The following is a 26,467-nucleotide window of genomic DNA, read 5'->3' as shown; positions in this document are numbered from 1 at the left end:
AAAATTCAATTACCAAACTCGATGATCAATTTTCAAGGATGTTTGACATTCATTGGATATTGATCATTGAAAATTCAAAACAGCCCTTTTTCCAGCTGTTCCTTCAAATAAGCCTTCATTTCCTCCCCTTCCTCCACTTTGATTTCGCCGGGTAAGCCAAGGATAAACCTTCCCAATCCGGGCAATTGAGGGATATTTCCTTCGAAAAAGTACTGATTCCGGTTTTTCACTCCCATAAAAGGTCGGGCATTGGGATGCTCTTCCTGCATGAGTTGGAATGCTTTTTTGCTCAGCTTGAGCTTGACATAGAATTCTCTTTTTCCTGAAAAGCCAAAAAGTGGCTGTTCAGGCAATTCATGCTTTTTCTCAAAAGTCCAAGGATTGGAGGAAAGAACCACATCCCCGATTCGCTCGATTTTGAAAACCTTCATGGACTTGCTCTCCACTTCAAAAGCATGGATGTTTTCATAATCCTGGGAAAACCCCACCGGTTCTACCAAGCGATCAGAGACCGTATCACTGCTGAGACTGTAATATTCCTTAAGCCAAATCTGCTTTCTGGCAGCCAACCCCTGCCCTATCAAATCCACAAATCGGCCAAGATTGGCTTTAAAGAGTAAATCAGTGCCTGTTTTGACCTCGGATTTAAGTTGAAGCTTTTGGATAATCGAATCCTTAAGCAGATTACCTTTTCCCTGACTTTCGATCAGAGATTGTAACCATTGGCTTTCCTCCTGAGAAAAAGTGCTGTAAGTCGAAGACTCAGGAAGATACTCCGGCCTTTCTTGGATTTTATACTTGCTGAATTCTTTGACCACGACAAACCCCAAGGCTTCCAAAAGCTTGAAATACCTATAAATCGTTCGCTCGTCTGTCTCAAGGAGTTCGGCCAAGCGATGCACAGTTTTTCCTATAGTACCCTGAAGAAGGTTGATCAATTTGAATACCCTGAGGATTTTCTGCTGTTCGATTGGAGAGGATTTGGCCATAGTCTTGACAATTGATGACTAAAAGTAGGGAAAGAGCAGGAAAACTCTTTTGTATTTGACAGTTATTGTCAATTATTATAGCAATGGTGCAAGTCTCCTGACTTGGACCCTCCAAACAAAACACCTCTGGTTCAAGTCTCCTGACTTGGACCACGTATTTTATGAATCAATTAAAATCACATCAATAAGTCTGTCAGGATGTCCTGCATAATTTTTGGCGCTGCTATATAAATATTCCTCAGGACTAAGTACCAACCCAGCAACGACCGGATTTTGATGGATGTAATTTAAGCACCTTCTTATTCTATCCTGAGTATTTAGCTCGATCGGATGATTATGCTGTTGCCAAATTTGGTAGTTTAAATTATTTGGATTGGTTTTTCCGGCCATTCGAAAATGATATAAAAGCCAATTTTTTCGGCTTTCTTCAGCAAGTGTTTCAATTGCTTTTAAAAATTTAATAGAAGTAAACTTTTTCAAATCTCGAATTATTTCTTCCAATTTCTGATCTCTATTTCTGCCTAAAATCAAATGAATATGGCTTGACATAATACAAAAACCAGCTATGTCCAACCCCTTATTTTCTTGGCAATATTTGAGCGAATCAATAAATATATCTCTGTATTCTTGCCTGGTAAATAGGTCTATCCATTCAACAATGGTGAAGGTGACAAAGTAAAACTTATCCTGATCCCTGATTTTATATTTTCTACTCATGATAAAAAAGATTTAAAAAGTAGATTTAAGATAGTGCTTTTGAAGAAATAATAATCATTAAATGCAGTCTTCAGACTGCCAGAAGATAAAGTCCAAGCCTGCCTTTGTCCTCAGACAGGTCTGAAGACTTGAACTATTCGCGGTATTTGGTTCAAGTCTACTGACTGGTTCAAGTCTCCCGACTTGGACCTAGTAGTTTATCTTTACAAAACTGTAAAAAGCAGTCTGAAGACTGCAAGAAAAAAAGTCCAAGTCTGAAGACTTGAACTATCCGCGGGCCTGTCTGGACCTTACTGGTTCAAGTCTCCTGACTTGGACCAAAGAAGCCTCTAAATTGACTAGCTCTCAACTTTTGCCAAAGAAGAATTTCAGAGAGCGTAGAATGATTTCTTAATTCTCTAGAAAATTCATTCAAGTTTCTGTCATAAGGTAAAAAGTACATACAACAAAAATAATTCTTTTTTATTCCCCCCAGCCCCCTTTTCAAGGGGGAGTAAACCTGCTTTGAACTCCAACCATTTATCTCTTTTTTCCATCCGGTATTCCATTTCAGGAGATTAGAATTACCTGATTTCGTCAAATTAAAAAAACGAAAAATCAGACTTTTCACCAAGCCAACTCCCCCTTTCTTAAAGGGGGTTAGGGGGATTTTTACCAATTTCAAATCCCCCCAGCCCCCTTTTCAAGGGGGAGTAAACCTGCTTTGAACTTCAACCATTTATCTCTTTTTTCCATCCGGTATTCCATTTCAGGAGATTAGAATTACCTGATTTCGTCAAATTAAAAAAACGAAAAATCAGACTTTTCACCAAGCCAACTCCCCCTTTTCAAGGGGGAGTCACCCTGTTTTGAACTCCAACCCTATATTCCTTAAAACAACCCCAAACTCCATACTATCCAATTGTAATTCCTAATCAATAGATTTTCAGACATTCGCCCTTATTTTTACCCCATGACCCAATTTATTCAGAATCATCCAAAGCGTTCAGCATTTCTTTCTGGGTCGGTATTTCTGTTTTTTTATTGGTTGCTTGGCTTTGATGGGATCACCTTCTCCGATGATGTCTACTACCTCCTTGCAGGAAAGAGCTTCTGGGAAGGTACCATGGAAGTCAATGCCTACCACTTCTCCAGTCGCTGGGGAGCTTATGTTCCCTCCGGATTTATAGGCTTTATTTTGGGATTTGATCCGCATAGAATTTCCCTGATTTCTCTCCTAAGTTATGTAGGGAGCCTTTACCTTTTGATGAAAATCCTCCCAAAAGGTATAAATCTCTGGATTCTGGTCTTATGGGCAAGCACTCAAGTCTATCTGCTCCACTTTTTGACCAAGGTTTACCCTGATTCTCTTCTGGTTTTCTGGACTTGTCTGGTTCCTTTTTCTGCCTCCTTCAGAAAAGAAAAACCTTTTGCAGCCTCCTTGGGATTGATTTTAGGCTTGTTTATGGGATTTATCACCAAAGAAACCATCGTTTTTCTAGCCCCGTTTCCCATCCTCCTTTTTCTTAGGGACCGAAAAAACCAAAAGATCAATTACTCTTTTTACCTCGGTGTGCTGGTTTGGGGACTTTTCTTTGGTCTGGCCTATCTGGCCTACTTCTGGATCAAATTCGGTGATCCCTTTTTCCGGGTTAGCTCGATCAACGCAGGCCACTACATCTCCGAATTCACCTATGCGGACAAAGGGACTTGGGCCATGATTAGGCGATTGACCTATCTGCCTATCCTCACTTGGGTAGAACGCTCCTATTGGATTTGGATCGTATTGGCCCTGCCGGGAATCTGGAAAGCCTGGAAGGCGAAACATAGTCCGGGAATTGAGTTTGCCTTTACCGCTTTTTGCCTAATTCTGGGGTTTTGGTTTATGTCTTCCACCTTGAAGATTTACAACCCGATTTACCTCAATCCCCGACATTTGATCATCCTCGTCCCCATACTTGCTTTTCTGATTGCTTTGGGATGGGGCAGTTGGGAAAAAAGCCCAAAAATAAAACTGACTTTAGCTTCCCTCATTGCATTTGGAGTATTCATCAGCTTTGCCCAGCAAGACCTGAAAATGGTTCTATTTCAGACCGCTTTTTTGGGGATTTTTTTAATCAAAAATCAACAGCTTCAAACCATCTTTCTTGGCGGTCTTCTGATTATTCCAGCATTAGCTTCCATTTTTTACCAAGAAAAAATCAAAAGCTACTCAGATTTTATCGAAACTTTATCCAATGAGTTAAAAACAACTGAAAATCAATCTATTATTGTAGTAAATAATTTTGTAAAATTCAGCGAGGAAGTTCTTTTTCCAGAAGACCAAAAAGTAAAAACCCAGCTCTTCCCTATGGAAAAGCTGGATTCTTTGAAATCCCTAAAGCCGGAAGAAATCCGGGTTTTTGTTTACGACTATTACCTCCATGCTTATCCTCAGGAGCAGGAAGATGTGGAAGCGGTAGAGACTTGGCTCAAAGCGAACTATTTGCTCCAAAAAGAAACAAGAGAAAGCAAGGTTTGGATCAGGACTTTCACCCAATCGGCAAAGTGATTACCTCCTTTTCTTTTGACCCAAGGCAAAGATTCGGTTCACATTGAATCCCAAACGGAATTCCTCACCGGGAACCCCATTTCCTCCAGCCAAAAGGTAAGGCTCGGTGAGGGCTTGTGAGGTAACAAAGTACATCTGAAACACGTGACCTCCGGCTTCCACATCCCAACCGATCCCGAAATTGCTACGTAAGTCTGAATTTAGATTTGGGATATATTGCAGGGTAAGGGAAGATCTTTCAGTCACTTTCCATTTTCCGCTCATCCCCAAAGCAAAGTAGAAGTTTTGGTCTCCTTCGATCTGATAAATCGGAAGCGGATTTGTGAAATAGGAAAACATGGGACTCAACTGAAAACTGATTTTCCCGGAAAACTTCCTGGCCAGCATCACCTGTCCAAAGTAATTCATTCGATCACCAAAAGTCGGCTGTTCCGGTTCGGGAAGGAAGCTATACGTGTTGGTGATCACCCCTGCCCCACCAGCCAAACTGAGGGAAAAAGGCTTCTTCCCGTTTTGGGTTTGTTCGAAAATGTGATATCGTCCAAAGGCCTGATACACTTTATCCCTGCTGGCTCTCAAAATACCCAAGGACAGCTTTTCGCTTAGCCCAAATTCAAAGCTAAACTGAATATTTGCTCCATTGTCCAAGCCAAAGAGATTTTCTACACCCCCATCCAAGGTACCAAAGGTGTGCATGATGGCAAAGTGCATGGATTTCTTTTCCAGAGGCTCTACCGTAAGCAGATTGATATGTCTGGGTGCATGGAAAACCAGATCAACCGGCTGGTTTTCATTGGCGAGTTGTCTTTCCAGTTGGGAAAAGGAAGGAAAAGCCATTCCTAAAAGGAAGGCCACCAAAAGGGTTAATTTTCTCATTTTTTAGGACTTAATGTGGCGTTGATGCTGACTTTTTGCTCAGAAGCCAACTCGTAAAAGACCAACTTGGGAATGTCGATTTGGTAATCATCCAGCAGGATGACAAACTCGGATTGGAGTTGCAAGCTTTGATCGTTGCGTTGAGTAAGGGTGCCTTCGACGGTGATTTCCCTCTCCACCCCATGGATTTTAAACTTACCCTTGGCTTTGACCGGATAGCTTTTTCCTGTTTCCAAAGCTGGAATGGGTTCCATTTTCCCGGTAAACTCTGCAAAAGGAAATTTTTCCGTCTCCAGATAATTCTCCCTCATATGCTTATCCCTCAGTCCGATTCCCGTGTCTAGGGTATTCAGATCCAAATAGAAATCCAATAGATTTTTCTCCAGATCGATCAGTCCGTTTAGTGCTTTAGACTTTCCTTCAAACTCATTCAGTGGAGCCTTGCTCAGAAATACTACAGATCCGGTTTTGGTCAGGTATTCTTGAGAAAATCCTAGAAATGGGAGAAAAAGGAAAGCAAGAAATCCAAGCCTCCTCATCGGGTGATGATCAGATTGGTACCGGAAACTTGGGTATTGAACTGCTGCAGAGGTGCATTGGCAGGGCCTTGAAGAACTTGACCTGAAGGATCAAAGACCGAGCCGTGGCAACGGCAGGTGAAACGGTTGTTGCCAAATGTCCAGCTATCAAAGCAACCGGAGTGGGTACAAACAGAGGTCAAGGCCACAAACGATCCATTGACATTGGCCACCAAGGTTCTAGCATTGGTGATAAGTAGCCAATTCCCGGCATTTTGCAATCCCTGCTGGGTATTCAGGTCAATAGATATGGTATTTCCGGAGATAGAAATTCCGTTACCGTTTCCTCCCCCTACCGGAGGTGTGGTCGGGTCTGCATCCTCAGTAGAGGAACAGGAAGTGAAAAAGGACACTCCAAAAAGGGAAAGTGTCATACTCAAGCCGGCCTTTTCTAAGAATTTTCTTCTGGACTCAGTCAGAGTACCAGCTACTTGCGGTGCTAATTCTGGTTTCATGGGTATCAAGTTTTGTTTGTTTCGTGATGTACGAAATAACAATTGAAACCAGATTGAATTGTTTGGAAAAAAAGACTAAAAGTGCTTTCTATTTAAAATTTCACTCAAAATTATCGCATCACGGACACTTTGAGGATTTTTCAGCTTTTCCGCATAGGGATTGATTCTTTTTGGATTTTGAGCTTTCAGTCGGATATCTCTTGCCATTTCCTCGATGGAAAGGACTTTGGGTGCTGCCTTGGTTTCAGCTGCTTGGTATTTGTTTCTAAAAGCTCCTTCGTAATACCTCGCTTCGTCGTCGACTTCCTCGACCACTTCAGGTTTGTAGGATTTTCTTTCCGGAAAAAAACTCGGTTTGCTGGGCTGCTCACGGGGAGTTTCAAAAGTTGGAGTAGGGATAGGTCGGGGCTTGGGTGGCTCCTGCTGTTTAGGCTGGGGATTTTGGGCCTGACGGATTTCACGGAGCAGATCCTCGAAAGTCACCCCTTTCTGAGGTTTTTCTGGCTGATTATCACCAGAATCTACAGGATCTTGAGACTTCTTTTTTCGGGAAGCTTGGTAGATGAAGTAGGCAATGACTGCGACGATGTAGATGATTTGTCCGAAATCCATGGCTTTAAGTTAGGAGAAAAATGAATTGAAAATAAAAGGAAGAGAGAAATACAATTGAAATACCTTGGAAATAAGCTCCCTTCGGTCGCGATATAAATAAGAAAGTTAAGTGCGAATTACCATCCTTCGAAAAACTCAGCAAAAGTTTACGATCCTGAACTGAACTTCAATCTCTCTATTTATACCAACCCCTATCTCACCGACTGCAGGGAGGTGTATCTCACGAAGTGTATCTCGCGAAGCATATTTCAGTATTTACGAATTACGAATTACGATTTACGACCTTAAATTGAACTCCAAACCTTGCTCCTAAACTCAAACCTTATCTCACCGACCGCAGGGAGGTGTATTTCGAGTGGCATATTTCAATATTTACGAATTACGATTTACGATTTACGACCTTAAATTGAACTCCAAACCTTAATCCTAAACTCAAACCTTATCTCACCGACCACAGGGAGGTATATCTCGCCAAGCCTATCTCACCGACCACAGGGAGGTGTATTTCGAGTGGCATATTTTAATATTTACGATTTACGAATTACGATTTACGACCTTAAATTGAACTCCAAACCTTAATCCTAAACTCAAACCTTATCTCACCGACCACAGGGAGGTATATCTCGCAAAGCCTATCTCACCGACCGCAGGAAGGTGTATCTCACGCAGCGAAGCGTAGTATATTTCCCTTCTTTTCTTTTTAAATATTAAATTTTGTTATGAAATTTATTTTTTATCTATCTATTCCTATATTATCTTAAATTCATTCCATAAAAGGTTTAATTGTTTCAATAAAAGAGAAATTCTATGCAAAAAAACCCTTCTAAATTCCTGATTATTTGCTTTTTGCTCCTGAGCGCAGCACTCAGGCTTGAAGCCCAAGAGAAGATTCCCGACCCAGTCAAAGTGACCACAGTGGAGGGAATCACTGAATATCAGCTTTCCAACGGCCTTCGGGTTCTCCTTTTCCCCGATCAAACTAAGGAGACTATCACGGTCAACATTACCTATCTCGTAGGTTCCAAGCACGAGAATTATGGGGAAACAGGGATGGCGCACCTTCTGGAGCACTTGGTATTCAAAGGGACTCCAAGACACCCAAATATTCCTCAGGAACTGACCGAGCGTGGGGCAAGACCAAACGGAACTACTTGGACAGACCGAACCAACTATTTCGAGACCTTCAAAGCCACTGATGACAATCTTCGCTGGGCTTTGGATTTGGAGGCAGACCGTATGGTCAATTCCTTCATTTCAGCTAAGGATTTGGAAAGCGAAATGACCGTGGTGAGAAACGAGTTTGAATCCGGAGAAAACTCCCCTTACAGTATGGTCATTCAGCGTACGCTTTCCGCAGCTTACCTTTGGCATAACTACGGCAAGTCTACCATCGGTGCGAGATCAGACTTGGAAAATGTTCCGATCGAGCGCCTGCAGAACTTTTACCGGACCTATTACCAGCCGGACAATGCGGTCCTGGTGGTGGCAGGAAAAATTGATGAAGAAAAGACCATTCAGCTGGTCAATGAATTTTTCGGACCTATCCCAAGACCTGAGCGTGTTTTACCCCAATTTTATACGCGTGACCCGGATCAGGACGGGGAAAGAAGAATCACAATCCGAAGAGTCGGAGACACGCAATTGGTGGGCTTAGCTCACAAAATCTCTTCGGTATCCCATCCGGATGCAGCGCCCTTGGTCTTGCTTTCCACCATCATGAACGACAACCCTTCAGGCAGGATATACAAATCCCTCGTGGACACACAGCTAGCCAGTTTTATTTTTGGGCAGACTTTTCTGTGGAAAGAACCGGGTATCATGATGACCTTCGCGGAAGTCCCTAAGGAAAAATCCATGGACGAGGCTTTGAATGCCATGATTCAAACCGTGGAAAACATCAAGACTACTCCCATTACAAGCGATGAAGTAGAACGGGCCAGAAACCGATGGATAAAACAATTTGATTTGGGATTTAACTCTTCCGAGCAAATCGGTCTTCAACTCAGTGAATATATCGGTGCAGGCGATTGGAGATTGATGTTTATCCAGAGAGACCGAATTAAAGAGGCAACCTTGGAGGATGTGAAGCGCGTAGCCAGCAACTACCTAAAGCAGGACAACCGAACCATTGGACTTTTTGTCCCTACCGAAAACCCTGATCGAACTTCCATCCCAGAGGATGTGGATGTAATGGCACTGGTCAAGGATTACAAGGGAGGGGAAGGACTGGCCATGGGAGAAGCTTTTGACCCCAGTCCAGCCAATATTGATAGCCGCACCACCTCCGTAGAACTGGAAAACGGAATGAAACTGGCTTTTCTACCTAAGGAAACCCGAGGCAGCTCCGTCAACTTTAATTTCACACTCCGTTTTGGAAGTGAGGAAAACCTGAAAAACAAAGGAGAAATCGGTGCTTTCACAGCCCAAATGCTGGATAAAGGCACAGCGACCAAATCCAGAGAACAAATCAAGGATGAGTTTGACCGCCTCAAAGCCCAAGTGAATATCTTTGGAAGCGCGAGTACCCTATCCATCTTTGGCCAGACAACCAAAGAAAACCTACCCGGGGTAATGAAATTGCTCAAGGAAATCCTTCTTTCACCTGCATTTCCTAAGGAAGAATTGGACAAAATGATTCTGGAAAGTGTGACGGATATCGAGTCCAGCATGAGTGATCCTACATCCAGAGCTTTCAATCGGCTTACCCAGCATATGAATCCTTACGAAAAGGGAGATCCTCGATATGCAAAAACCTTTGAGGAAGACATCGCTGCAAAAAAAGCAGTGACCATCGATCAGGTCAAAGACTTCTATGCCAACTACTTGGGCGCTAATCATGGTACGGGCGCCATTGTGGGAGATGTAGAGGTAGAGACTATACTTCCTTTGCTTGAAGACATCTTCGAAAGCTGGAATAGCAAAGTAGATTACGCACGTCTTCAGGGACGAATCGCTAACCGACCGGCCATCAATGAGGCCATAGAAACACCCGACAAGCCCAATGCTTTCTTTGTAGCAATGCAGCAGTTTGAAATGAATGACCAGCATCCCGATCATCCGGCATTGGTCTTGGGCAATTTTATGCTTGGAGGAGGTTTTCTCAATTCCCGATTGGCTACCCGAATCCGTCAGAAAGACGGATTAAGCTATGGAGTGGGTTCGGGATACAGTGCAGGAAGCATTGATCCTATTGGTACTTTCCAGGGCTACGCAATCTATGCTCCTGAGAACCTGGAAAAACTGGAAATTGCTTTCAAGGAGGAAATCCAAAAAGTTCTGGATGAAGGCTTTACCGAGGAAGAAGTCGCAGCAGCCAAAGCTGGATGGTTGCAAAGCCGTACTGTAAACAGGGCCTCAGACAATTATCTTTCCAGTGTCCTGAATGGCAATCTATTCCTGGACAGAACGATGGAGCGAGAGCAGATTCTCGAAGATCAAGTTAATGCCCTGACTCCTCAGCAAATTCAGGAAGCAATGAAAAAGCATCTGGATTTGAATAAAATGTCCATTGTAAAAGCTGGGGAATTCACCAAGGAGTAATTTCCCCCTTATCCTATCCCAAGCCTTCCGGATCAGTCCGGGAGGCTTTTTTATGCAGTATATCTCGCAAAGCATATTTCAATATTTACGATTTACGAATTACGATTTACGACCTTAAATTGAACTCCAAACCTTACTCCTAAACTCAAACCTTATCTCACCGACCGCAGGGAGGTGTATCTCGCGAAGCATATTTCAGTATTTACGATTTACGAATTACGATTTACGACCTTAAATTGAACTCCAAACCTCACTCCTAAACTCAAACCTTATCTCACCGACCGCAGGGAGGTGTATCTCGCATAGCGTATTTCGCGAAGCATATTTCTAGTTTTAAGATTTACGAATTACGATTTACGACCCTGAATTGAACTTCAATCTCTCTATTTATACCAAACCCTATCTCACCGACCGCAGGGAGGTGTATCTCGCATAGCGTATCTCGCGAAGCATATTTCAATATTTACGATTTACGAATTACGACCCTGAACTGAACTTCAATCTCTCTATTTATACCAACCCCTATCTCACCGACCGCAGGGAGGTATATCCCACGAAGCGAAGCGGAGTATATTTCGCGAAGCTTATTTCACGCAGCGTATCTCAATAAATTATTGCCAATTCCATCCTTTCGCCCTATTTTGAAAGCTTATTCGTAAGGAGATTTTTCGATGCTGCTTAGTAAACTGGAAATCAAAGGCTTTAAGAGTTTTGGGGACAAAATGGTCATCCACTTCGACAAGGGAATCACCGGTGTGGTTGGCCCCAATGGCTGCGGCAAGTCCAATGTAGTCGATGCCATCCGTTGGGTGCTGGGAGAACAAAAATCCCGCATGCTGCGCTCGGACAAGATGGAAAACGTCATCTTCAACGGGACCAAAAACCGCAAACCCACAAACATGGCAGAGGTGTCCCTGACTTTTGAAAACACCAAAAACCTCCTCCCTACCGAATACACGCACGTCACCATCACCCGTCGCTACTACCGCACTGGGGAAAGCGAATATCAGATCAACGGAGTCACCTGCCGCCTGAAGGACATCACCAACCTCTTTATGGACACGGGAATCAACTCCAACTCCTATGCAATCATCGAACTCAAGATGATTGATGAGTTGCTCAATGACAAAAACAACTCCCGCAGGGAGCTTTTCGAGGAGGCAGCTGGGATCCATAAGTTTAAAACCCGAAAGAAGGAAACCCTTCGCAAACTCGAAGATACCGACGCTGACTTGGCCCGGGTGGAAGATCTGCTCTTTGAGATAGATAAAAACCTGAAGTCACTGGAAAAGCAGGCCAAGCAGGCTGCCAAATACTTCGAAATCAAGGAAGACTACCGCAAGGCCAGTATCAATCTGGCTAAAAAGTCCATCGAAAAACAGACCCAAAGTCTGCTCGATGCCAATACCAAAATCCAGAGTGAATCTGACCGCAAACTCCAGGTTCAAGCTCAAATCGCCGATCAGGAAGCCCTTTTATCCCAATTGAAGGCGGACTTGATCCACAAGGAAAAGCTACTTTCCTCCCGGCAAAAAGCCTTGAATGAGCATGTGAACAAAATCCGGGCTTTTGAGTCGGAGAAAAAAATCAAAAACGAGCGCCTCCGCTTTCTGGAAGACCGATCCCAGACTTTGCGTGAGCAAATCGACGCTGACCGCAAGTCAAACGACCGCGCGGGTTTCTCCATCCGCTCCCTGCAGATGGAAAGAGAGGCGGCGGAGAAAATCCTGAATGAAAAAGAAGGCATCGTCTCCCAGCTACGGGAAGAGTACGACGCCCAAAAACTCATCACCTCGGAAAAGCAGCAGGCCCAAAAAGAGGTTTCACTTCGCTACGAAAGCCTAAAGGAAAAAGTCTACCAGCTGAGCAAAGAGGTCGAAATCAAGCAAATCCAGCTCAGCACACTCAAGCAGGAACTGGAGCGCACTTCCTCTGACGATTCCTCACAGGAAGCCAATTTGGCGGAGTTTGAGGACAAACTGATCGGGCTGAAAGAAGAGCTGGACCAGGCTCAAAGCGAGTACAGCTCCATCAAAAACAAGCAGGAAGACCAGGATCAGAAGATCGAGGAGACCAACCGGGTGATAGAATTGATTCGGGAGGAGTTGACGACCAATTCAAGAAAGCTGGACTCCAAAACCAACGAATACAACCTGACCAAGTCCCTTGTCGAGAATCTGGAAGGCTTCCCAGAGGCGATCAAGTTTCTGAAGAAGAATTCCACCTGGGGCAAGGACATCCCTCTCCTCTCCGACTTGCTTACCACCGACGAGAAGTACCGAGTGACCATCGAAAACTACCTCGAGTCCTACATGAACTACTACGTGGTGGACACTGAGGCGCAGGCAATTGCTGCCATTCAACTTTTGAGTGATGCGGCAAGAGGAAAGGCCAATTTCTTTGTTTTGGAGCATTTTGAGCGGTTCAAAGCCAGCCAAACCAAACTTTTCTCCAATGCCATCCCGGCTACCGAAATCATCGAATACGATGTGAAATACAGCCGTTTGATGAGTTTTATTCTGGACAATGTCTACCTCGTGCAGGGGGATTACAAGGACTTCCCTACCGATCCGGATTGCATTTTCCTCTCCGAATCGGGAAAATACACCAAGCGGAAATTCTCCCTTTCCGGAGGCTCGGTGGGCCTTTTCGAAGGAAAACGAATAGGCCGGGCCAAAAACCTGGAAAAGCTGGACAAGGAAATCAAGGATCTGGGCAAAAAGGTTTCCACCACCCGAGCCAATCTGGATCAAAAACTCAGCGATCTCCTCAAACTCAAGGAAGTCAGCTACAAAAAGACCCTCGAAGAAAGTCAGGCCCGGATCAGCGAACTCAATTCCGCCTATGTTTCCATCCGCACCAAAAAGGAGCAGTTGGCAGAATTGCTGAGCTCCAATGCCAACAAGCGGGAGGATATTCTGGAGCGGATTGCCAATCTGGAGGAAAGCTTGACTTCCATTCAACCCCAATTGGCGGAAGAAAAAGAAGAGTTTGACGGATTGGGAGAGCAAGTGGCCCAGCTGACTGAAGAAGTGGAAGGGGAAAACAAGCGACTCGCCGACAAGTCCCAAACCTTCAATCAGGAAAACATCACCTACATCCAGCAGGTCAATCGGGTCAATAGTCTGGAGCAAGAGATTGAGTTCAAACAGAATGCCTTCGAAAGCTCCAAAGAACGCATTGAGAAGTCTCAGGCCGAACTCGCCCAACTGGATGCCGAGATCAAAACCCTGCTGGAAAACAACGAAATCAAGGACGACGAGCTGATCGAACTTTACTCCGAAAAAGAAGGCATCGAACTAGGAGTTAATGAGGCCGAAAAGGACTACTACGGAGCCCGTGGCCTGATTGACGAGACGGATACCCGGATCCGCAGCCTGCAAAAGGCCAAGGAAGGTTTCGACACCCTGCTTCAGGAACTCCAAAATGCAATCAACGAGATCAAGCTGAAAATGAGCGGGATGAAGGAGCGACTGAGTGTGGAGTTTGACTTGGACTTGGATGAGCTGATGGAGGAAAATCCGGCCATAGACCCCGAATTTGCCGACTTTGCCGAGGAAGAACTGAGAGACTTGGTCCGAAAGCAAAAAGAAAGGCTGGAAAAGATCGGTCCGATCAACCCAATGGCTATGGAGGCCTATGATGAGATCAAAGTCCGATTTGACTTTATCACCACGCAGAAAAACGACCTCATTCAGGCTAAGGAAGGCCTGCTGAGCACCATCTCCGAGATCGATCAGGTAGCCAAGGAGACTTTTCTGACAGCCTTTGCTCAGATCAAGGAAAACTTCGTGAAAGTCTTCCGTTCCCTCTTTACCGAGCAGGACGACTGCGACCTGACCCTAGTCGATCCGGATAATCCTTTGGAATCTCCGATCGAGATCATGGCCAAGCCCAAGGGCAAGCGTCCCCTGACCATCAATCAGCTGAGTGGTGGGGAAAAAACCCTGACGGCCACTTCCCTACTCTTCTCCATCTACCTGCTGAAGCCTGCCCCCTTCTGTATCTTTGACGAGGTGGACGCCCCACTGGACGATGCGAACATTGACAAGTTCAACCAGATTATCCAGAAGTTCAGCACCGATAGCCAGTTTATCATCGTCACGCACAACAAGCGCACCATGGCCAGCACGGATATTATCTATGGGATTACAATGATCGAGGCGGGTGTCAGCCGGGTAGTTCCGGTGGATTTGAGGGAGTTGGCTTGATCTAAGGAAATTGGGCTAAAGCCCATGGATCTTATTTGCATCTAATTGCCTCCAGCCCCGATGCTTCGGGGCAGGAGGCAATTCAACCATCTTATTGTTGAATAGGATTTTTGAATAGGAATGGTGAATAGGAATGGCCTTTAGGCCATTTAATTTGAATCATAATCGAATTTAATCGGGCTTTAGCCCAAATTCTTCATCTTTAATTTTTCAACCATGCCATTTGTTAAAGTCTACATCCACCTCGTCTGGAGCACCAAAAACCGGGTACCTCATTTGAATTCGAAAGAACTCAGATTAACTGTTTGGAATCATATCCGTGAAAACGCCCAGAAAAAAGAAATTTTCGTGGATTTCATCAATGGATACTCAGATCATTGCCATTGTTTGATTTCTTTTGGTGTCAGTCAAACAATTGAAAAGACAGTCCAGCTTTTGAAAGGCGAATCATCCTTTTGGATTAATAAAAACAAGCTTACAAAAGAAAAATTTGAATGGCAGGATGAATATTTTGCTGTTTCTGTTTCTGAATCTATGTTGGACAAAACTCGGGATTATATTAAAAATCAAGAGGAGCATCATCAGAAAAAGACATTTCAGGATGAGTATGATGAATTTATGTACAAATATGGTTTTCAGAAATTCAAGGGTTGATTGGGCTGAAGCCCAGAATGTTTTTATGAATATTTTTTGCCTCCAGCCCCGATGCTTCGGGGCAGGAGGCAATTCAAAGGCTTGAATTTTAATCCGATTCCACCTTACTATGTGCCTTCCTCTTGAATAGGAATATGCCTTTAGGTCACTCCTAAAATTGGCAACTCTTTAGACCATTCCAAAAATGGTTCCCTTTCTATTTCGGCTTAAGCCCAATTGAATTTGGATTCTCTCACCCCTACATCCAAAAGCAATCCCCCAAATATCCAACGGTATTCCCCGCAGAAAGAATTTATTCCAATTAAGAACTTAAAAATCAAAATCCCTGCTTATTTTACGCAAGGGCAAGGGCAATACTGCCAACACGAATGAGCTATAGGATTAGGATGATTGAGGTGGGTGTATCGAGGGTAGTTCCGGTGGATTTGAGGGGTTGGCTTGATTTGAAGGAAATTGGGGCTAAATCCAAGAAAAGTTAATTGCACTTTTTGCCTTCAGACCCCAAAAAAATCGATACAGGAGGTAAATTAATTGATATAAAATTCTTTACTGTTTATAATCCTCAAATCAGACAAAGACAGAATCTGATTATTTTAACCCATCTGCGTCATTCTTTAACCTAATTTTCAACTAATGAGCAAAGACCTACTGTTTTCCAACCAAGAAATTGAAAATCGAATTTTTTTAATTCGTGGCAATCAGGTAATGATTGACCGGGATTTAGCCGAATTGTATGGAGTTGAAACTAAAGTCCTCAATCAGGCCGTGAAAAGAAACTTAGATCGATTTCCTGAAGAATTTAGATTTCAGATTAACAAGCTGGAAAAAGATGAACTGGTCACAAAATGTGACCGGTTCCAGAGTTTAAAACATTCCAGTTCCAACCCTTTTGCCTTTACTGAACAGGGAATTGCGATGCTTTCAGCAGTTCTCAGAAGTGAAATAGCAGTCAAAGTAAGCATCCAAATTATCAAAGCTTTTGTAGCCATGCGAAAGTTGGTCCAGGATAATCAATTAGTTGGGGGGGGGGTAATGGTGGATTTGAGGGGAATTGTATGGTTAATAAAAAGTGAGTCAAAATACTCTTTCGAACGAATTGGACTCAATTCTATTTAACGTTTCCACTAATAACTTTTTAACCTCATTGATTGTATTGAGTTTTAATGGTACTCCTAAGATCAATATCGTATTTATTGCTTCGTTTATGATGTTTTTATATTTAATGATTTTTAGTTCAATTTGGTCTGATGGGTAACACAGAAAACCATATTTAAGATCAGCCTTACTAAATGAAGAATAAGCCATTATTTGGTGTAAGTCGTGTCGGTGGTCTTCTTTCAGTACTTCACTTTGGTCAAATTTGTTATATAAATTCGATTTATATTTAGCATCTATAAAAACCAAAGTATTCTCTTTTCGAAAAATTGCATCCGGCTCGATATGTTTTAATTCCCAGGCATAGTGCTTTGAAGTCCTGGAATGAAACTTAAAGTTTGAATAAAGTCGTCCGCCAGTTTCTTTTGCAGCTTCTTTAAATATATATTGAATAAATTTTTCGAATACATCTGAAAAATCCACCCGCCAAGCTGTGCTGTCAACAAGGTTAAAGTTTAATATCCTATTAGCTTGTTCTTTGCAGGCTTTGACAGTTGGGCTATCGGAAAATCGGATTGTGATTTTATTGGTTGCTTTTGGTTTATGATAATATAATCGTTCTTCAAGGAAGCTCAAATTGGTCCGCAAAGAATTCTTAATTCTCTGCGGTGTATTGGCTGAAAGTATTTCACTTTTACAAATGTCAAAGACATATCTAATTTCCGAATATTCAGAATGAAATTCCCTCAACACATTTGTTCTTGCTGGAAATTTTAACCTGTTTTCTACTTTAAATTTGTTGTTTATATATTTTGTCCAATTGATTTGACCAGTAGGCTGATTTGAAACCTTTTCAATATTGTCAAACTTTCTCCACGGTCTCATTGTCAGCTTTTCAAGAGCTGCTATAAATTTAACAGCCTCCAAATACAGCGGTGGCCTGAAATTCTTACCTGATGCCAATGGTAAACTATCAATTACCTCAGGACTTATTTCAGTACCCAGTAGGTTTAGAATTTCAATATAGTCTTCAAATCTGTCACGCCCTGTAAACCTAGGCATAACTACAAAATCCCCGATTTGCTTTCCCGTGTCAGAAGCTTTCAAAGGAATAGAGCCAATGAACCCGGATGAACGGAATGTTAGTGCTGTGCTTTGGTCTGAGCCAATTATATATGGCTGAACTCCAAGAAATTTAAATTGCTCAGAATTGTAATTAATGAATTTCTGAAGGTATTGACCAATAATTCTTTTGTCTGCTGACTTAAACCACTTTTTATGCAAGGCAACTCCACCTAACTGTTTCGATTGTTCAGTCAGGCAAGGAATTTCACAAAAAACATCTAAGGGTTTTGTCATTCGAAAAGAGATAGATTTATTCTATTTGAAAAATAGTTATTGAACTCTTCTTTAGCATTTCGCAAGAGGCCCTCTTGTAAATATTCTTTTATTAAAGGGAATATTTCATATTGAACGCGATTTTTCATTTCGTCGTCGGATTCTGCTATAAAGTATCCTTGACCAGGTTGTAAGTTTAATTCAGTGCTTGAGGCATACCAATCGAAAATTTCTTGAATCTTGATAAAGTCTTCATTAAAAAAATTTCTTGATTTTATAATTTTTGGCTTCATAGTGTACCAGGCAAAACGCCTTCTTAAAGCAAAGTCAACAACTGCCAAACTCCTGTCGGCTGTGTTCATTGTAGAGATGACAGAAAAGTTTTCAGGTAGTTTTTTTACTTTGAAATTTGGAGCAATTTCAATTTCAACATTCGAAACATCCATTTTATGTTCAAATAGATAAAAAATAGGTCCCAATACATTGGAGAGGTTAGCTCTGTTTATTTCGTCAATTATTAAAATGACTTTTTCATTGGTATGATCAATAGCATATTTTAAGGCCTCTGAGAAACTGCCTAAATTTTCTTTATATCTCAGTTCTTCGTCTTCTGTGTCAGGTCTGATTCCGTAAATAAAATCGGAGTAACTTGTTTCTGCATGAAATTGAGTGAAGAAGGTTTTTGCTCCTATTTTGTCTGCAACACTTTTTGCAGTTCTTGTTTTACCAGTTCCTGGAGGTCCTTGAAGAACTATGTACTTTCTTTCGTTTAAGAGATTTTTTACTTCTTCTGCTTCATCAATGGTTTCTGACTTTAAAAATGGCTCTAAAGCTTCTGAAACTGCTTTTCGGTGGTCTTTATTGGAAGGCCAGTCTCGAAGTTTTGCATAACCTGCGACAAAGGCTGCAATAAGTTGTTTCCCTTCTTCGCTTTCAGGGTCATCAACTATTTGGCAAGTCGGTAAAACTTTAGTGTAAGTTTTAATCGTGTTTTTTATATGCTGTAAATCCAGATTACCTGTGATTGATTTTGGCAAACTTGTTTCTATATCTGAAAAGTCAGATTTACAAAAGCCTCTTTCGTCCGTAAGTTTTGAGAATAATCTTCTAAGCCCAGGATAAGTTGCGAGTTCATAATCATTTTTGAAACCACTAGAACCAATTCCAAGACATACTAACCAAGGTTTATTTTGGTCATTCGGGAAAATTGTTAATGAAAAGTCGTGAAAAGGGCCTGACGCTTCTTCTTCTGGATGAATAAATCCAAAAAAAGCACCATTATCCTTAAGTGCATCTGGTCCTACATTTTTTCTAAAAACGTAAGGCTTATTAAATTCTAGGTCAGGTCTTGCACCAAATTTTAAAGCACAATCAACAATAAAATCAATTACTCCATCAATCATTTTCTATTAGTTAAAATTTAAAAAACTCAACCACAGGCGTCTTCAATGCTTCGGCAATCTTAAAAATGGTTTCGATAGAAACATTTCTTTTTCCATTCTCAATATCAGAGATATAAGTCCTGTCTAGTCCAGCCAAATCAGCCAAACTTTCTTGTGAAACACCCTCTTTTTTCCTGATTGTCCTTACTTTTTTACCGTATTCAGCCTTGACGTCCATATTGCAATCTGAAAAAATGTGGCCTATCGTACCACCGGCTATAGTCTACAAAATGAGTTTAGTTTCGTAATTTCAACCACATATCAAAACAGCCATGAACAAAATCCTCCTTCTCTCCACCGAATACATTTCCCCATCTCGAACTATTGAAACTCTAACATTAGCCAATCAAAAGGATTCGAGACTGGTCCATATTTACAACTATGAAGGAAATCATTTCCGCTTTTTTGATTCTTATTTGAGTTTGATCGCATTTTTTCAAGAAGGAATTGAACCCGAAATTTCCTTTTCCTCGGAGAAGGAATTGGACAGGTTTTTAGAAGATTATTGCTGACTTTAATGCCATAAACCGACAAATAATCCAATAATCCTTGATTTTTTGCAAAAAATAAAAATCCAGCAGGCGGGAATAAGATCCCGGCTTTCCGAAAATCCCCTTCGTCCCAGCCTCAAAGGCTCCTGAAAAGAAAAATCCCCGTTTAGTCCAATTTTTATATGAAATTTAATTTTGAAGGTGGCTTAAACTATTTTTTTTCTATATTCTTACAAAAAAATCTTCAACATGAAAAGGAACCGCTTTTTACTCACCGTACTTACCCTCCTGCTACTGGGATCGACCCAAGCTTTTAGCCAAGGGGCTAAGGATATCACGATCAACTTTGAAATCAACGCCGAGGCGATCTTCAACGGAGAAAGTGTCGAGGACCACTCTAAACTTTCGGACAACAACCGGGGCAAAAGCGGAAACGGAAGGGCCTCCGACTTCGAATCTACCGCCTACCCTTCCAAGTTTGTCAATTGGGAAATTTTCAATGTGGGTTCCGATTCAAGAAACTATCAGGTCAAATTCTTGGACTTCCCCTGGACCGGAGAAGTGAAAGCCTTTGCAAAAAACCCCATCCAAGGCGGTGGCAAAAAGGCCAAAGCAAAAATCGAGAATAACGCACCGGATGGCACGATTAAATACACCATCCGCTTTACCATCAAGTCCATGAGCACGGGTGAGACGCGCACCTTTGCACTCGATCCCAAGATCAGAATCACTTCCAGACCCTAAATCCCTTTTTCCTCTCCGAGACCGGATATCCGTCCCAAATGATTCGGGTCGGAGATAAATTGAGCCATCCCTAGTGCGAGTAATTTGGTAAGATCAGTCATTATTAAAAAGTCTTTTTGGACTGAAAAAAGTCTACCGCTCATCGAAGTATGGGAACAAAAGATCAAATTTTCAGTCTATTTTGCAGGGTAGCTCAGGTTTTGGGCTACCCTGTACTAATTCCATCCGCCCTAAAGGACCTAACTAGAAAGATTTGACCTTGAAAAATCTGGTTTCTCTTTTCCTGTGCTTTTTACTGGCTCATCTGGCTTTGGCTCAGATCGGGGATGAATCGAATAAAATTCGGTCCCAGGCAGACAGCATCAAGGAATTGTACTACTCCAGCGGAGGGGAAAATCTGGACTATTTGGCCAGCTTTATGGTCTATGAAGCCAATCCGGACAGCCTGCTGAAATACGGAGAAATCTATCTGGAAAAAGCGCAGGAAACGGCTCAGGAGTATCATATCTCCAGTGCCTACAATATGATCGGCTATGCCTATAAATACAAGGGAAACCTGTCCAAGGCCTTGGAGTATTTCTTTGAGTCGCTAAAATATGCCCAGAGTTCGGGCTCCATGAAAGCCCAAGGCAGATCCTACGTGACCATTGCCGACACCTACTCAGCCAGCGAAAACCGTCAAAATGCAGTCTCCTACTACCGTAAAAGCATAGAAATCCTCGAGCAGGAAAGTGATTCCACTGCTTTGGGTTCCGCTATTTTCAATGCGGGTGATGAGTACCTGAAAATGGGTAAACTGGACTCTGCCCTTCTCTATGTGGAGCGGGCCCAATTGATTTTTCAAAAGGTCGATTTTGAATTGGGTCAAGCCTATTGCCTGGGCAATCTGGGGATGATCTTTGCAGAATACGGAGACAAGCTAACCTCCGAAAAACGAATTAATCAGGCAATTGTGATTTTGGAAAAATACGAGGAGTACTACCCCATTTCCTCCTATCTCAATTACCTGTCAAATATTTATCTGGAAAAAAGAGATCTCCAATCGGCTTTGGCCTATGCGCAGCGAAGTCTGGACCTGGCAAGCAAGTATGGCTTGAAAGACCAAATCAGCGAAGCCAATCTCTTGCTTTCCCATATCTATGAGGCACTGAACAATTCCTCCAAAGCCCTGGAATTCTACAAAAAGCATATCCAGTACCGGGACAGTGTGAACAACATTCAGGCGGTGCAGGAGATGGCCAATCTCCGCACCGACTATGAGGTATCCCAAAAGCAGGCTGAGGTAGACCTGCTCGAAAGTGCCGCCACCATTGCTTCGCTTCGTGCCAAAAGGCAAACCTTATTGCTTTATGGGGTTTTGGTCATGCTGATCTTGGTAGCCTTGCTGGCGGTGGGCTCATTCCGCCGCTTTAGGTTTGAAAAGGAAACCAAGAAAATCATAGAAGAGGAAAAGAACCGATCAGAACAACTCCTGCTCAATATTCTTCCCGAGGAGATCGCCGATGAGCTGAAGGTCCATGGAAAAGTAAAAGCCCATCGATTCAATTCGGTGACGGTGCTTTTTACGGATTTCAAGAGCTTTTCAAGTATGGCAGAAGAAATCTCTCCCGAAAAGCTGGTCGAAAGCATTGACTACTACTTTCAGGAGTTTGATCGAATTACCGACAAGTACGGGCTGGAAAAGATCAAGACCATTGGGGATTCCTACATGTGTGCCGGTGGGCTGCCTACAGAATCCGAGAGAAATCCTTTCAATGTGGTCCAAGCTGCACAGGAGATGATGGAGTTTACCAAAAGTCCAAAACCCGAAGGCATAGTCCAGTTTGAAATGCGGATCGGGATTCATACCGGTCCTATTGTGGCTGGTATCGTTGGGGTGAAAAAGTGGCAATATGACATCTGGGGAGACACGGTCAATATTGCCTCAAGAATGGAAAGCAATTCCGAAGAAGGAAAGATCAATATTTCCGGCAAGACCTATGAGATCATCAAGGAGGAGTTTGACTGCGAATACCGAGGCAGTATTGAGATCAAAAACAGGGGGATCTGGGATATGTATTTTTTGAAGTAGGATTATCCCAATGGATGACCGATGACCAATGACCGATGACCGATGACTGCCTAAATCGGACATTTTCTAATGATTATAATCGTTTAATTCTTCAGCTGGAAAGAAAGCGGCTAAGCACATTTTGAAATCTGATTATACGCTATTCGACTAGGAGGTTAATATTTCTGTCATTTTGTGCTGAAAGACGGAGGACGGAAGAAGTCAAAGAAATGGCTTTTCCGAATCAGATTGAACAAAGAAGTAAATACCAGCTACGATCCAGAATCAATTTTTAATCTACACAATCCCAAAATCAAGCCTGCCTCCTTACTTTTTTGAATTTTCCGAAGGCCATTTAAGCTATCATTCTTTGCGACCTCATTTAATCCTTGGTGAACTTGGCGGTTACCCCCCTGCCCCCCCCTAGAGGGGGGAATTGGTCACGTTAAAATCAATTTTTCTTCCTTCTTTGCGACCTCATTTAATCCTTTGTGAACTTAGTGGTTAAAAAAATCTATTTACCCAAAAACTCCGACAGTAAACTCTGGAAATGGTGGACTCCTTTTTCCATTTTGGGTGAAAATCGGCCTGTTTTGTAGACTCGGGAAGCCATTCCTTTGAAGACTCCCTCCACGACAAACTCATCTTCCCGCTCCACCTTGTCCAAAGCTGCCCCCGCCCCGGTGTCGAGTTTGGATTCGTCGTAGACGTAGCTGATAAAGCTGACCTTGGTTCGATTGAGGGAAATCGGCTTCACCACGTTGATCGAGCAGCCCCAAGGATAAAAATTGAACATCATATTTGGGAAAATCCAGAAATAATACGCCGAAATCTGCTGTCCGAAGTCTTCGTGGTCCTTGGGCAAATCAAATACGTGCTCCCCTCCTGAGGAATGTCCTACCTGCAGATTGCAATGGGGGAAAAGCACCGTTTTATACTTCCGGTAGTCGAGGACGGCATTGAGCCCCTCGTGGACAAAAGGAATATGGAATCCCTCCAGGTAATTGTCGCAGTACAAAGCCCAATGGGCATTGACCAGGTAATCTTTGTTTCGGCTTTTATCCTCCCTAAACTCCTCCAAGGGCAAAAAACCGATCTTTCGGTTCATCGCTTCCAAAACCGGAGCAAAGTCAAAAATCTCCTCTCCCAAGGAAGCAAAAAGCCAAGGTCCTAGGTTTTTGAGTGGAAATCGGGTGAGGTGATCCTCCTTTCTGGGGAAGTCCTTGGCTTCCTTAAATTCCGGCATAAACTGAAACTCTCCCTGAAGGTTGAATCTTCGGGCATGGTAGCCGCAGATGATTTGCTTGGTTTTACAGGGCTCATGACAGAGGATATTGCCACGATGGGTGCAGACATTGGATAGACAATGGATGTTCCCTTGGTCATTGGTCAGCAGCATGGGTTCCTCCAGCCCAAACTCCAAGAAGGAGAAAGGTTTGACCTGCCCGGGGATTTCCACATGACTTTTGTCCCCTATGAATTGCCAGGATTTGGCAAAGACCTTTTCGATCAACTCCTTAAAGACTGCTTGTGAGCGATAGAAAGATGAGGGAAGTGTTTCTGCTTGGGTAATATCCGGGTGAACGGTGAAGGCTTTGGACATATATGCTTATCTTACTGACATCACAAATTAAGGAAAACCCACCAATCCCCTCTTTCCTTTGAAAAATTCCTCTTCGAGGCAACTTGGACTTATCACCGTCATTTCTCTGGTATCAGGAGGAATGATCGGTTCCGGTATTTTTTCCCTTCCTGTGGTTTTGGGTCAATTGGGTGCCATCAGCCTTTTGGGTTGGATCGTGGCCGCATCAGGTGCCTATACTTTGGCCATCATTCTGGGCAGACTCAGCAAAGCACTTCCGGAAAGCGGAGGGACTTATGCCTACACCAAAACGGCCTTTGGAGACTTACCGGCATTCTTGGTAGCCTGGGGCTATTGGCTGTCCAACTGCAGCACCAATGCCGCGATTGCTTTGGCCTTCACGGGGTATCTGAGTGTATTTTTCCCGGTATTGGAAAGCTCCCTCTTTGGATTTGGCTTGACTGCTTTGGGAGCGGTATGGAGCCTCACCGCTCTGAATTGCTACTCGATTCGATCCTCAGGAAATCTTCAGGTGATCACCACCGCATTGAAAATTCTTCCTCTCCTGATCGTCGCTCTGGGAGGTTTGTTTTTCTTGGATTGGAGTCATTTTCAGCCCATGAATTTGTCCGGAGAGTCGGACTTTCAGGCTTTGACTACCGCTTCAGTGCTTTGCTTTTTTGCTTTTATGGGTATCGAGGCGGCGACCATTCCTGCTGAAAACATCAAAAATCCCAAGCGGAACATCCCCAAAGGAACCCTGATTGGAGTAAGCCTTGTAGTGTTTTTGTACTTATTCAGCACCTTCTCACTTTTTGGGGTACTTTCTCCGGCCGAATTGGCCAGCAGCTTGGCCCCGCTCAGCGATGCAGGAACTTTGATTTTTGGAAAAAGCACAAGCTACATCATTGCCTTGGGAGCCTGTATTTCCACTTTTGGAGCCTTGAATGCCTGGATTTTGATTCAGGGTCAAATCTCCTATGCCATGGCCAAAGACGGGCTTTTGCCCCAGAAACTCGCTCAAAAAAATCGATTTGGCATTCCCGGCAACGGATTGATTTTCTCCAGTGTGCTGGTTTCCCTCGTTTTGATTTTCAACATCAGCGAAAGCTTTGGAAACATCTATTCCTTTATGATCCGATTGACCACGGTCACCTCCTTGTTTTTCTACCTTTTTGCAGCCTTGGCCTTTGGGTATTTCTGCACCCGCCGTCGATTTGGTTTTTCTATCAATCCAAAATCTGTGATCCTTACTCTTCTGGGTTTGTTGTTCAGCATTTGGTTGTTTGTTGGATCGGGAATGGAGGCTATTCTTTGGGGAATGGGTGGAATTGCCTTGGGTTTACCGGTTTATTTTTGGAGCAAAAAGCAAAACAGAGCCTAGAGGATAAAAAAAATGGCCTGCTGCGTTGCCGCAGACCATTGAGAGTTAAAAAATAGACTGGATTAGGGATCAATGCAGAATTCCCCTTTGAGCCTTACCAATTGCTTGTTTTTCACATTATCAAAACCATCTCCATAAGCTTCAAACTCGTAGGTTCCTCGAATTTGTGGGCTGACAGATTCTATGAAAAGATTTCCGGTATCCCTGTTTTCCCCGTAGTCATAATTGGTTTGCCAACCGTCATTGACACCCCCCTTTATGGCAATTAGAATACCTACTGCACCTGAACTTGTTAGGGGGGCACCCCTGCCGGCATGAATAAAATCAAGCCTCTTGTTGGCCACCAAATTACCTGGAGTCAGGAGAATTTGGACTACATAACGGGTGTCACCGGAAGTTCCGTCCACTACCAGGCCTATGTCAGTCGGTTTCAGATTTGAAAATATGGTATTGCCGGCCACTTTCTTACCGGTACCCACAGCATCTCCTTTTCCAATTTGCGGCCAGTAGCTGAGCAATTGGCTGATTTGGATGGTATTGTCACACGAAGCGGATCCTGAGCCTCCGGAGCCAGTTCCACCCCCAGAACTGCCACCTCCTGTGCCCAGTGATCCTCCCGTGCGACTGGTATCAAAGTCAAAATCCATTTCAAAAACTAAGTCCTGAACTTGACCAGTTGAAGTAGATTGAAGTTCACCTACTCCAGCCAATTGAAAACTGCCCGCCCCTTCATAAGTATCGGTGGCTTCTACTGAGAAATTGGACACACTTCCAATTCCTCCCAGCGTGTTATGAAAAACACTTACGAATGTCATGACATTGTCTAGGTATTCTTCCACTAAATCAAAGTCCTTATTAAAGGAAGGCACAGTCAGATAATAGGTATCCCTTCCTTCATATATGGTAAGTCTAATCCATTTCTCAGATACTGAAAGTTCAGATAGATTTGAAAGAGAAATATCTGTTCGCTGACCATCAATCAAGAGATATCCGTCTACAATTACCTGCTCAAGCGTACCGGCCGAAGAATTAAACTGCAATAGATATTCCTCTACGGTAGTCTCAAAAAATTTGCAAGCGGGAAGGAAAAACGCAGTGAACAAGAAGAAGATGCCGAGCAAGAATGTCCTAATCGATCGGTAAGAGCTTTTGAAATTAGAGGAAAGAAAACTCATGTAA

20 protein-coding genes are annotated in these 26,467 nt (G+C 43.1%); 9 read left to right on the top strand and 11 right to left on the bottom strand.

Translation table 11 applies throughout. The annotated features are described in order from the left end of the window. Positions 1 to 74 precede the first annotated feature (74 nt). Positions 75 to 989, bottom strand: a complete 915-nt coding sequence (locus AAA942_RS01870) for a helix-turn-helix transcriptional regulator (protein ID WP_338218528.1) — start codon at positions 987 to 989, stop codon at positions 75 to 77. Between the two features lie 159 nt (positions 990 to 1,148). Next, positions 1,149 to 1,706: an REP-associated tyrosine transposase gene (locus AAA942_RS01865; protein ID WP_338218527.1), complete on the bottom strand. Its 558-nt coding sequence runs from the start codon at positions 1,704 to 1,706 to the stop codon at positions 1,149 to 1,151. Positions 1,707 to 2,658: 952 nt separating this feature from the next. On the opposite strand from AAA942_RS01865, the gene AAA942_RS01860 reads away from it, so the two are divergent. Beyond that, positions 2,659 to 4,236, top strand: a complete 1,578-nt coding sequence (locus AAA942_RS01860; RefSeq protein WP_338218526.1) for an ArnT family glycosyltransferase — start codon at positions 2,659 to 2,661, stop codon at positions 4,234 to 4,236. Here AAA942_RS01860 and AAA942_RS01855 read toward each other — a convergent pair whose 3' ends face one another. From AAA942_RS01855 to AAA942_RS01840, 4 genes are all read right to left on the bottom strand, one after another. Then, the gene (locus AAA942_RS01855; RefSeq protein ID WP_338218525.1) at positions 4,237 to 5,112 is read right to left on the bottom strand and encodes a DUF5777 family beta-barrel protein; all 876 of its coding nucleotides are present in this window, start codon (positions 5,110 to 5,112) and stop codon (positions 4,237 to 4,239) included. Next, complete coding sequence (locus AAA942_RS01850) at positions 5,109 to 5,651, bottom strand: YceI family protein (RefSeq protein ID WP_338218524.1); 543 nt, start codon at positions 5,649 to 5,651, stop codon at positions 5,109 to 5,111. Before AAA942_RS01850 ends, AAA942_RS01855 begins: the two co-directional genes overlap by 4 nt. Next, positions 5,648 to 6,145: a QcrA and Rieske domain-containing protein gene (locus AAA942_RS01845; protein ID WP_338218523.1), complete on the bottom strand. Its 498-nt coding sequence runs from the start codon at positions 6,143 to 6,145 to the stop codon at positions 5,648 to 5,650. Before AAA942_RS01845 ends, AAA942_RS01850 begins: the two co-directional genes overlap by 4 nt. 75 nt (positions 6,146 to 6,220) lie before the next feature. Beyond that, the gene (locus AAA942_RS01840; protein ID WP_338218522.1) at positions 6,221 to 6,757 is read right to left on the bottom strand and encodes a hypothetical protein; all 537 of its coding nucleotides are present in this window, start codon (positions 6,755 to 6,757) and stop codon (positions 6,221 to 6,223) included. Between the two features lie 807 nt (positions 6,758 to 7,564). On the opposite strand from AAA942_RS01840, the gene AAA942_RS01835 reads away from it, so the two are divergent. The 4 genes from AAA942_RS01835 to AAA942_RS01820 all read left to right on the top strand — a co-directional run bounded on the left by AAA942_RS01835 (position 7,565) and on the right by AAA942_RS01820 (position 16,278). Then, complete coding sequence (locus AAA942_RS01835) at positions 7,565 to 10,297, top strand: M16 family metallopeptidase (protein WP_338218521.1); 2,733 nt, start codon at positions 7,565 to 7,567, stop codon at positions 10,295 to 10,297. Positions 10,298 to 10,968: 671 nt separating this feature from the next. After that, positions 10,969 to 14,508: a chromosome segregation protein SMC gene (gene smc / locus AAA942_RS01830; RefSeq protein WP_338218520.1), complete on the top strand. Its 3,540-nt coding sequence runs from the start codon at positions 10,969 to 10,971 to the stop codon at positions 14,506 to 14,508. Positions 14,509 to 14,724: 216 nt separating this feature from the next. Then, entirely contained in the window at positions 14,725 to 15,162 is a 438-nt protein-coding gene (tnpA, locus tag AAA942_RS01825; RefSeq protein WP_338218519.1) for an IS200/IS605 family transposase, read from the top strand. 633 nt (positions 15,163 to 15,795) lie between these two features. Next, entirely contained in the window at positions 15,796 to 16,278 is a 483-nt protein-coding gene (locus AAA942_RS01820; protein WP_338218518.1) for an ORF6N domain-containing protein, read from the top strand. On the opposite strand, the gene AAA942_RS01815 is transcribed toward AAA942_RS01820, so the two are convergent. From AAA942_RS01815 to AAA942_RS01805, 3 genes are read right to left on the bottom strand one after another with little or no spacing between them, the layout of a single operon-like run. After that, positions 16,237 to 17,616, bottom strand: coding sequence for a hypothetical protein (locus tag AAA942_RS01815; protein ID WP_338218517.1), 1,380 nt, complete (start codon positions 17,614 to 17,616; stop codon positions 16,237 to 16,239). The two genes, AAA942_RS01820 and AAA942_RS01815, sit on opposite strands and share 42 nt — an antisense overlap. Further along, a complete protein-coding gene (locus AAA942_RS01810; RefSeq protein WP_338218516.1) occupies positions 17,613 to 18,998 on the bottom strand; it encodes an McrB family protein in 1,386 nt (461 codons plus the stop codon). Before AAA942_RS01810 ends, AAA942_RS01815 begins: the two co-directional genes overlap by 4 nt. A gap of 10 nt (positions 18,999 to 19,008) precedes the next feature. Beyond that, positions 19,009 to 19,215: a helix-turn-helix domain-containing protein gene (locus tag AAA942_RS01805; RefSeq protein WP_338218515.1), complete on the bottom strand. Its 207-nt coding sequence runs from the start codon at positions 19,213 to 19,215 to the stop codon at positions 19,009 to 19,011. A gap of 94 nt (positions 19,216 to 19,309) precedes the next feature. On the opposite strand from AAA942_RS01805, the gene AAA942_RS01800 reads away from it, so the two are divergent. The 3 genes from AAA942_RS01800 to AAA942_RS01790 all read left to right on the top strand — a co-directional run bounded on the left by AAA942_RS01800 (position 19,310) and on the right by AAA942_RS01790 (position 22,343). Further along, positions 19,310 to 19,549, top strand: coding sequence for a hypothetical protein (locus tag AAA942_RS01800; RefSeq protein WP_338218514.1), 240 nt, complete (start codon positions 19,310 to 19,312; stop codon positions 19,547 to 19,549). Between the two features lie 228 nt (positions 19,550 to 19,777). After that, positions 19,778 to 20,272, top strand: coding sequence for a hypothetical protein (locus AAA942_RS01795; protein ID WP_338218513.1), 495 nt, complete (start codon positions 19,778 to 19,780; stop codon positions 20,270 to 20,272). 259 nt (positions 20,273 to 20,531) lie between these two features. Then, positions 20,532 to 22,343, top strand: a complete 1,812-nt coding sequence (locus AAA942_RS01790; RefSeq protein WP_338218512.1) for an adenylate/guanylate cyclase domain-containing protein — start codon at positions 20,532 to 20,534, stop codon at positions 22,341 to 22,343. 493 nt (positions 22,344 to 22,836) lie between these two features. Here the strand turns inward: AAA942_RS01790 and AAA942_RS01785 are convergent, their stop codons facing one another. Continuing rightward, positions 22,837 to 23,925, bottom strand: coding sequence for an aromatic ring-hydroxylating oxygenase subunit alpha (locus AAA942_RS01785; RefSeq protein WP_338218511.1), 1,089 nt, complete (start codon positions 23,923 to 23,925; stop codon positions 22,837 to 22,839). Positions 23,926 to 23,983: 58 nt separating this feature from the next. Between AAA942_RS01785 and AAA942_RS01780 the strand changes: the two genes are divergently transcribed. Then, a complete protein-coding gene (locus AAA942_RS01780; protein ID WP_338218510.1) occupies positions 23,984 to 25,288 on the top strand; it encodes an APC family permease in 1,305 nt (434 codons plus the stop codon). A gap of 62 nt (positions 25,289 to 25,350) precedes the next feature. Here AAA942_RS01780 and AAA942_RS01775 read toward each other — a convergent pair whose 3' ends face one another. Continuing rightward, positions 25,351 to 26,463: a hypothetical protein gene (locus tag AAA942_RS01775; protein WP_338218509.1), complete on the bottom strand. Its 1,113-nt coding sequence runs from the start codon at positions 26,461 to 26,463 to the stop codon at positions 25,351 to 25,353. Between the last annotated feature and the right edge of the window lie 4 nt (positions 26,464 to 26,467).

This window comes from Algoriphagus sp. oki45 (assembly GCF_036245605.1).
Lineage (GTDB): Bacteria > Bacteroidota > Bacteroidia > Cytophagales > Cyclobacteriaceae > Algoriphagus.
The sequence above is the reverse complement of the archived record's forward strand: the minus strand, read 5'-3'. Positions and strand labels throughout refer to the sequence as shown.